This is a genomic window from Bartonella queenslandensis AUST/NH15 (assembly GCF_000312585.1).
Classification (GTDB): Bacteria; Pseudomonadota; Alphaproteobacteria; order Rhizobiales; family Rhizobiaceae; genus Bartonella; species Bartonella queenslandensis_A.
On sequence record NZ_HE998003.1, the window covers coordinates 136,140 to 144,403 of the forward strand.

The following is an 8,264-nucleotide window of genomic DNA, read 5'->3' on the forward strand; positions in this document are numbered from 1 at the left end:
TTTTATAAAGCTGAGATTAGATTATCTTTTTGTTGCTTTTTATAATGAGTTCTTTAGGAAAGTTTTTCTGAATCGGAATCTTATTTTAATAGAGTGGGAAATAATATCTGAAGTTTAACTATAGGAGATAAAAATGTTTATTACGAACGCTTATGCTCAAAGTGCAGGCGATGTTTCCAGTGGAATTTCATTTGTTGGCTTTTTCCCGCTCATTTTAATTTTTGCAATTATGTATCTTTTTGTTATTCGTCCACAGCGTGCACAAATGAAAAAGCGACAGGAGATGCTTAACGCAGTACGGCGCGGTGATACAGTTATAACAGGTGGTGGTATTATTGGCAAGGTTACGAAGGTTCACGATGAGAGTGGTGAATTAGAGGTTGAAATTGGTGAGAGTATGAATATTCGTGTTATTCGCTCAACATTAGCTGATGTACGCGTTAAAGGTAAGCCGATTGCAGAAAAACAATCAAAGCTTAATGCTAAAGAAAAAGCACCACGAAAGTCTAATTCTAAAACGACAAAGAAAGAAAAAGTGAGTATTGCTAAAGAGAAAGAAGCGATATCAAAGGAAAATAAGGAAAATGCGTCTTAAAGTGTGAATGCAATTTATACTATTTTAAAAAGCATTTTTATAAAAATATCAAAATATAAAGGCAATTTCATGAGGAGGAATGTAATCACTACAGGAAATGGTGTCTTTGTTTTCTGTAGATGATTAAAATAGTTGCTTTATTTATGGGGTATTACGGCAGTTTTTTCTGTTCTTTAAACAATACCCTTATTTCTATAAAGAGAAATTTCTCACTTTTGAGTCAACTAAGTTGAGGAAAGTTTTTAAAACGTAGATGAGTATAGCATTTAATCGCGAGTTATTGCTAACTTTTCATATATTTTTGTACGACTTAATCAAGATTCATAGTAAAAATTTCTACCTCAATATTTTCTGATGGGCTATGGCTAACATATCAATGTTTGTATTACCATTAACTTTTATAGTGAGACGTAAAAGACAAGTGGATTTTCAAAAATAAAAGGTGCTTATTTATGTCCGATGCAATTCAAATTCGTGAAGCACATTTTCCAAGTCGTGCACCTATTGATGCTTATGGAAACGGTGGATTTCGTTTTGCTGATATGTCACATAGAGGTTCTATTATTTGTGTCCCCTCAGGAATTTATGGTATTGATATGGCTGGGCCTATTCCCACTCAAGGGGATCTATCTCGTGTTTTAGAAGAAGCAAATGAGATTGAAGTTTTATTAATAGGTACTGGAACTGAATTATTACGATTACCTGAAGAGTTACGAAGCCTTTTATGGGAAAAGCGTATTTCATCAGATACAATGGGGACAGGAGCAGCGGTGCGTACATTTAATGTTTTATTGGCTGAAGATCGCGCTGTTGCAGCCTTATTATTTGCGGTAGAATGAAGTATATTGCTTAATAAAATAAATACCCTTGTCTAGCATAAAAGCTGAATGTTATTATTTTACTGTACCAAAAAATAACGTCGTTTAAGGCAGTCATATAAGGAACATAAGTGTACACAACTTAACATATTAAGTATATTTTTAATACAGCAGCAAATATTCAGAGCGGGGTTAGCTTGGAATGCTTAGGGTATCACATAAGGTGATAAGCCTTTGGCAATTGAGGCGATCATAAGAGACATTTTTATTCCTTTTTAAATAGTATCTACACACTCGTTCCGCGTGTGATGTGAAAGGGAATAGATTAAAAATAAGAAAATCATGTGATCTTAGTTTTTTTCATTCAATAGACAAAACGATAAATTATTATTATAAATTAATTCGTTACGGGCAGTAGGCTCTTGTCAAGAGCAATTGGATTTTTGACAGACAGGTGTGGAAAGGAAGTTTTGTCCTTTTTATACGTAGCTTGAATCATATCATTTTTAACAGATTGATCTTTTGAGGTGACAGGAAGAGGTCAATAATTTTATTAACTCTTTGTGATCAGTGCATTTTCTATAAAAGTAAAAATACATTATCAGCTATTCAGTAAAAAAGTGTTTTGCGTTGTCTGTTGTTCTAAGTTTCATTACGCATGTTACGGTTCATTTTTAGCTGTTTTTACTACAAATAAAAGCTTAAATCCTATAAGATAAATTTTATCAAAAAAATGATTTATTTAATTTTAAAGAATTTTCTTTCTGACAAGAAAAGGCACTAAAGAAGAAATTTTAATTCATAGTACAGTTAAGAGATACATTTAAAAATCTTATTCTCTGAGCTGTATTTTTTTCATCTCGTCATTTTTTTAATATGAATAACAAAGAGAATATAATTTAATTGCTAAAAAGGGACGTTAATAGGTTCATAGAATGATAAGTTCTCTTCCTTATTGTCTTGATATTTTGCGTAACATAGATCGTGATCGCTATATATCAGTTTTATTTGCACCTAAAAAAAAGCGCAAAGCATTGGCTGCTCTCTACGCATTTAATGCTGAGATTTCTCGTATTCGTGAAAGTGTTCATGATCCATTCATCGGAGAAATACGATTACGCTGGTGGTATGATTCTATCGCGCATGGTGAAATGCAAACGAGTGGAAATAATCCGATTTTGAGTGATTTATTGGGAGCAATGACTCTTTTTAATTTACCTAAGACAGCTTTTTTACGTTATTGTGATGCACAAATTTTAGATCTTTATCACAACCCAATAGAAACGCTTCATGATCTCGAGCATTATTGTGGTGAGACAGCAAGCATAATTTTACAACTTTCTTGTCAGATATTAGATCCTGATTCCGCACAAGATTTTACAGATATCTGTGAACATGGAGGGATTGCTCAAGGATTAAGCGGTGTATTACGTCTTTTATCATTCATGCAATCACGATATCACTATTATTTACCTACTGATATGCTGAAGGCTGTAGGGGTGAATAGGAAAGATTTAGACTCTCACCGCCTCAGTGATCAACAAAAGGGCCATATTGTCGAAGCTATGGTAGCATTATCACGCGATCATTATAGCAAATTTTACACGTATTCTCGTGCTTTACCTAGAGCTCTGAAGCCAGCATTTCTTCCTTTGGTCATTATACCGGCTTCTCTTCAAAAGGCTATACAGTTAGGGGCTGCAATTTTTCAAGAAAATGCAACTTTGCCATTGATGCATCGCTATTGGTTGATAACAAAAGCAGCAATAAGCGGTAATTTTTCAAAGATATTATAAAGAATATGATGACGTTAGAGTTCGACTGATTTTTTCATGTTGAAGATAAAAGGAGATATTATAATTCCAAACGATTTCTTTGTTATCAAAAACACTGATATCGTTCTTTCTATGAACGCAAAAGAGTAAAAATTTTTAAGACTTTGAAAATACGGTCTATTGAAGGGCTGATAGGCAAGCCAACACCATTGTTATAGTCGACCAGTTTCCACTATTGCGACAGCTCTTGGCACTCTTCATAAAGAGGAAAGTCCTTTTTTTAATGTTCATCCAAACGTTAATTCGTATAACGTGCAAGCAGGGAGGTTTTGATTGATTCCATCATAAACAGATTTGGAATAAAAGAAGCTTACTGTATTAAGAATTTTTATTTCAAGATGGATAACACTATCTTATTATAATAAATCAATGCATTACTCAATAAAGGAAAACATAAGATAAAGCTTAATAGATTGATTCATTTGATAAAGAATTTTGATATTGAGTGCTCTGAGTATATTGGTCGCGTCTTATTTGCAAATGAAATAAACTTTCTATTTTATTATGAGAGAAGTTATTTTGGCTGCCTATTAAGTCTATAAAAAATGCTCATGTTTGAGAAATTAAAATGGTGAAGCCACAATTGATGACTGTTATGACATATTAAAAATATTGATTTATCATGAAGTTTGTTGTTTTCTCATATTGAATGAAAGTCTTGAAGGGAAGAAGATTTCCTCATTTTAGATCATGTTTAGAATGAATTTTTAAAATAGTTTTTTCCATATCATAAGTTGGGTGTGTCAATGAAAATCATTTAAGGAAGAAGCAGAAGCAATAGATTCCTTATGAATGAATATTAAGAGTAACAATATGACAAGTTGTAAATGGATGATAATAGGAACGAGATTTATCGCTTAATTGGGATGGATAATATTGCTTATTGCGTTGAAAAAAACGGACTCCACACATCCAGTGACTATTTTCTCGCAAATTGACACATATACTGATTTGCGAGAAAGTTAATTATAATGCCGGTCTTAAGAGACTAAGCAAACAAGAGATCGATCCTACCTTTTCCACTATAGACGAAGTGCTGATAAAAACTCTATCAAATAAGCTTTTTATGTCTACCCTTTTTATTGGAGAGCGTTAAAGATCTGATTATAATTTTTGCTATTAATTTCCAAAGGATGTTCTTTATTGGCAATTTGTAGCATTTCCAGCTTGAGATCTTCTCTTATCATCATATCTATATTGGCCCGAATCTCAGGTGAAAGAGTATGAGGCGTGATATCTTTAGGCATCATTACAGCATTTATTTGATAAATGATACGGTTTGTTGCAACCGGACCTTTTATGATACCATAATGACCTTTGGGACTAGAAAATAGTATCTTAATCCCTTCAGCACCAAGGATTTCAGAGGGATCTTGACGCTGGAGGAGGGGGGTTGTTTGTTTTGTAACACCAAGTGTCCGTGCAACGGTAACAAGACTTTTTCCTTCCATAAGCTGTTTGAGAGCATTTTGGGCTTTTTCATCAAGAAGACGCTGAATTTCCTCACTTTTCCATTGAGAAAGAACATCGAGCTTAGCTTCTTCCAGTGTTTTATCGCGGGAAGGAATAATTTTATCGACCTTATACCAGAGATATCCACCATCTTGAAAAGAGAGAGGATCAAGATCGATGCCTTCATTTGATTGATAGATGGCATTGAGCAAAGTATCTTTTTGAGGCAAATCCGTGAGGATTTCACCTTCAAGCGTTTTGCCCGTTTTATCAAGGGTGATTGTGCGCAGAGATAATTTGTATTGGTCAGCAAGCTCTTTGAAAGAAGCACCCTCAAAACGAGCATTTTCAATGGTGATATAATTGTTACGGATATCCTCAGTTGCACGATTTTTGGCAAGTGTTTTGCGAATATTTTCTTCTACACTTTCAAAAGGAAGAGAGCTTGAGGGTTCAATATGTGTGACACGAATGAGAATAGGTCCCTGTAAGTCATTTATTACAGGACTGATTTGTCCTTGCTGGAGTTCAAAAATTTCAGATGCGAGATGATTAGGAAGTTCATTTTCTGCAAGAGGCCCTTTTTTGATGTCATTAAGAGTCTTTTTTTCAGCTTTTACCAGTTCATCAAAACTCAATCCATCAGCTATTTTTTTTGCTGCATTATCGGCTTCTTCACGTGTGGAGAATCGCAGTTCTTCGAATGTACGTTTTTCAGGCGTTACAAAACGTGAAGCATTTTGGGTATAATAGGCTTTTGCCTCATCTATTGAGATATCTTGAGGTTTTACGAAATCAGAAAGTTCCATCGATAGCAAAGAGACAGTGCGGTATTCTGGAGTACGAAATTCATTTTGATGTGTTTCAAACCATTTTTGCAGTGTTTCGTGAGCAGGATCAGCGATTGTTTGCTCTTTTAGGTCAATAATGAAATAATCAGCACTCCGCTTTTCCACTTGATAAAGAGCAAGTGCCTTGTAAAAGAGATTGGGGGCTTTCATATCAGAAAGTAAAGCAGCAATAAGTTGGTTACGCTTTTCTTGTTTGGTATAATAATTAAGAAAAGCACTTTCACCGATACGTAAATGCTGAAGATAGTTATAAAATAAGTTTTTATCAAATATACCATTTATCTGGAACATCTTATCAGAACCAATTGTATGAGCGATTGTATCTTTTGAAAGGCTTATTTTCATTTTACGGGCTTGTTCATCAAGCAGCACATTTTGTTGCAATTGATTAAACACAAAAGCAGGAATTTGGTATTGCTGCATTTCATTTGGTGTAAACATTCGTCCAAGATGAGCCGCCTGTGCTAAACGTGCGCTTTGATCGGCAAGTGCGAGACGATAATCATCGATAGTGACTATGGACCTTCCAGAAGTAATAAGATCTCTTTCGCTTTTTGTGTGTAACTGTGGTATTCCCCATAAGAGAATGAAGCATAAGAGTAAAATAGCAAGGAAAATTCTGAAAATCCAAGAGTTTGCAGCACTTCTTATGACGTCAAGCATTGTTCAATTCCATTTTAAACATAAATATTATCAAAGCAGGAGTGGAATTTGCAATAAAGAGATGAAAGATGCAAGCTTTTAAAGACTTGCTTTCATTTTATAATTTGATACTACAGGTAAATCAAAATATCTAAGAGCTCTTGAGGTGAAAATATGTCTCCAAATATTCGGCCTTTTCTTGCTGGAAATTGGAAAATGAATGGAATGAGAGAATCGCTTGGAGAGTTGCGTGCTATTGCTACAGGCGTTAGCTCTGATTTCGGTCATCTGTTTGAAGCGCTCATTTGTGTTCCTGCAACGCTTTTATCGCGTGCTTCTGATACACTGGATGGTGAAAATCTCCTTTTAGGAGGACAAAATTGTCACTTTGATGATTATGGTCCTTATACGGGAGATATTTCAGCTTTTATGCTTAAAGAAGCGGGAGCAAGTCACGTTATTATTGGGCATTCGGAACGTCGTACGGTGTATCAGGAAAATGATGCGATTGTCTGTGCTAAAGTGCAAGCAGCGTGGCGCGCAGGTCTTGTGGCTCTTGTGTGTATTGGTGAAACATTGGAGGAGCGCGATAATAATAAAGTCATGGATGTTCTTGCACAGCAGCTTGAAGGATCTTTACCAGATGATGCAGCAGCAGAGAATACCATTATCGCTTATGAACCTGTCTGGGCGATAGGTACTGGCAATACGGCAACTTCAGAAGATATTGCAAAAGTGCATCATTTCATTCGTGATAAGATATGTTCTCGTTTTGGTGATGAAGGAAACAAGATACGTTTGCTTTATGGTGGATCCGTAAAGCCATCCAATGCCTTTGAGCTTTTAAGTATTCCTCATGTTAATGGGGCTTTGATCGGTGGATCTAGCTTAAAAGCGATTGATTTTTTAACTATTTGCGATGTTTGTCGTAAATTATAGCAGAGAGATTTGAGTTTTCCCCTTGGATTGTGTGTTATTTATGTATAAATAACTGTGAAAGAGTTATTTGAAGAGCAGGGTTTATGCAAACAGTACTTATTGTTATTCATTTATTGATTGTGATTACTTTGGTTGGGGTTATCTTAATCCAACCTTCAGAAGGTGGTGGGCTTGGTGTGAGTAATAGCTCAGGGGTGATGAAAACCCGTGGGTCTCGAAATCCTTTAACACGTTTGACGGCTATTTTAGCCTGCTGTTTTTATGTTGTTTCCATTGGGCTTATTGTTGTGGGAAGTATATCAAATTCTGGTTCTGATATTTTAAAGCGCATACCGGTTAATTCAGAGCAGAACTCTACCAATAAAGGCTTAGAATCAGTCCCATCATCAGATGGTGAGTCTCAGCCTTCTATTCTTGAGCAGCTAGGAGGTCCTTCGGATTCTCCACAGGGACGAAAACAGTCTACAAAGCCTGAAATCGAAAACCCAGTTCCACCGGTTGTTGGAAATCCAGTTCCGGATAACGGTACAAAATTAGTTTTTTGAAGAAAATATAGACTTTTAAAAAGGTTGTTTTTTTCTACCTTTTTTATTTTAGAGGAAAAGTTGTTTCTTTTTTGCATTTTTTTCTGGAAAAATCATTATAAATTGCTTATCACCATAAGCCCATGGCACGTTATGTTTTTATTACTGGTGGTGTGGTTTCTTCGCTTGGAAAAGGCATCGCAGCGGCGGCGTTAGCAGCGTTATTACAGGCTCGTGGCTATCGTGTACGTCTTCGCAAACTTGACCCTTATTTAAATGTTGATCCAGGGACGATGTCACCTTATCAACATGGTGAAGTATTTGTAACCGATGATGGTGCGGAAACAGATCTTGATCTTGGTCATTATGAGCGTTTTACTGGGCGTTCTGCAAATAGCCAAGACAATATTACAACAGGGCGTATTTATCGCAATATCATTGAACGAGAACGGCGGGGTGATTATTTGGGGGCAACAGTTCAAGTTATTCCTCATGTTACAGATGAAATTAAGCAATTTATTACGACGGGAAATGAAGAATTTGATTTTGTTTTGTGTGAAATAGGTGGAACGGTTGGTGATATTGAGGCCATGCCTTTTCTAGAAGCG

Annotated in this window: 6 protein-coding genes and 1 pseudogene; 6 read left to right on the top strand and 1 reads right to left on the bottom strand. The window is 35.6% G+C overall.

Translation table 11 applies throughout. From position 1 onward, the window contains the following. Positions 1 to 133: 133 nt before the first annotated feature. The 3 genes from yajC to BN338_RS05760 all read left to right on the top strand — a co-directional run bounded on the left by yajC (position 134) and on the right by BN338_RS05760 (position 3,209). Positions 134 to 595, top strand: a complete 462-nt coding sequence (yajC, locus tag BN338_RS05750; RefSeq protein WP_039759925.1) for a preprotein translocase subunit YajC — start codon at positions 134 to 136, stop codon at positions 593 to 595. A gap of 452 nt (positions 596 to 1,047) precedes the next feature. Continuing rightward, the gene (locus BN338_RS05755; protein WP_039759927.1) at positions 1,048 to 1,434 is read left to right on the top strand and encodes an Mth938-like domain-containing protein; all 387 of its coding nucleotides are present in this window, start codon (positions 1,048 to 1,050) and stop codon (positions 1,432 to 1,434) included. A 914-nt stretch (positions 1,435 to 2,348) separates the two neighbouring features. Beyond that, positions 2,349 to 3,209 carry a phytoene/squalene synthase family protein gene (locus BN338_RS05760; protein WP_039759928.1) on the top strand — a complete coding sequence of 287 codons (861 nt, stop codon included), beginning with the start codon at positions 2,349 to 2,351 and terminating at the stop codon, positions 3,207 to 3,209. A 1,118-nt stretch (positions 3,210 to 4,327) separates the two neighbouring features. On the opposite strand, the gene BN338_RS05765 is transcribed toward BN338_RS05760, so the two are convergent. After that, a complete protein-coding gene (locus BN338_RS05765; RefSeq protein WP_039759929.1) occupies positions 4,328 to 6,214 on the bottom strand; it encodes a peptidyl-prolyl cis-trans isomerase in 1,887 nt (628 codons plus the stop codon). 153 nt (positions 6,215 to 6,367) lie between these two features. Here BN338_RS05765 and tpiA point away from each other — a divergent pair, with 153 nt between their 5' ends. The 3 genes and pseudogenes from tpiA to BN338_RS05780 form a co-directional block, all read left to right on the top strand. Then, complete coding sequence (tpiA, locus tag BN338_RS05770; RefSeq protein ID WP_039759930.1) at positions 6,368 to 7,132, top strand: triose-phosphate isomerase; 765 nt, start codon at positions 6,368 to 6,370, stop codon at positions 7,130 to 7,132. Positions 7,133 to 7,215: 83 nt separating this feature from the next. Next, positions 7,216 to 7,677 carry a preprotein translocase subunit SecG gene (secG, locus tag BN338_RS05775; protein WP_039759931.1) on the top strand — a complete coding sequence of 154 codons (462 nt, stop codon included), beginning with the start codon at positions 7,216 to 7,218 and terminating at the stop codon, positions 7,675 to 7,677. 122 nt (positions 7,678 to 7,799) lie between these two features. Beyond that, a pseudogene (locus tag BN338_RS05780) lies at positions 7,800 to 8,264 on the top strand (CTP synthase); the annotation flags it as partial.

Bases quoted from the DNA above. Each gene is read 5' to 3' on its own strand.
- yajC (WP_039759925.1), top strand. From the start codon at position 134: ATGTTTATTACGAACGCTTATGCTCAAAGTGCAGGCGATGTTTCCAGT.
- BN338_RS05755 (WP_039759927.1), top strand. From the start codon at position 1,048: ATGTCCGATGCAATTCAAATTCGTGAAGCACATTTTCCAAGTCGTGCA.
- BN338_RS05760 (WP_039759928.1), top strand. From the start codon at position 2,349: ATGATAAGTTCTCTTCCTTATTGTCTTGATATTTTGCGTAACATAGAT.
- BN338_RS05765 (WP_039759929.1), bottom strand. From the start codon at position 6,214: ATGCTTGACGTCATAAGAAGTGCTGCAAACTCTTGGATTTTCAGAATT.
- tpiA (WP_039759930.1), top strand. From the start codon at position 6,368: ATGTCTCCAAATATTCGGCCTTTTCTTGCTGGAAATTGGAAAATGAAT.
- secG (WP_039759931.1), top strand. From the start codon at position 7,216: ATGCAAACAGTACTTATTGTTATTCATTTATTGATTGTGATTACTTTG.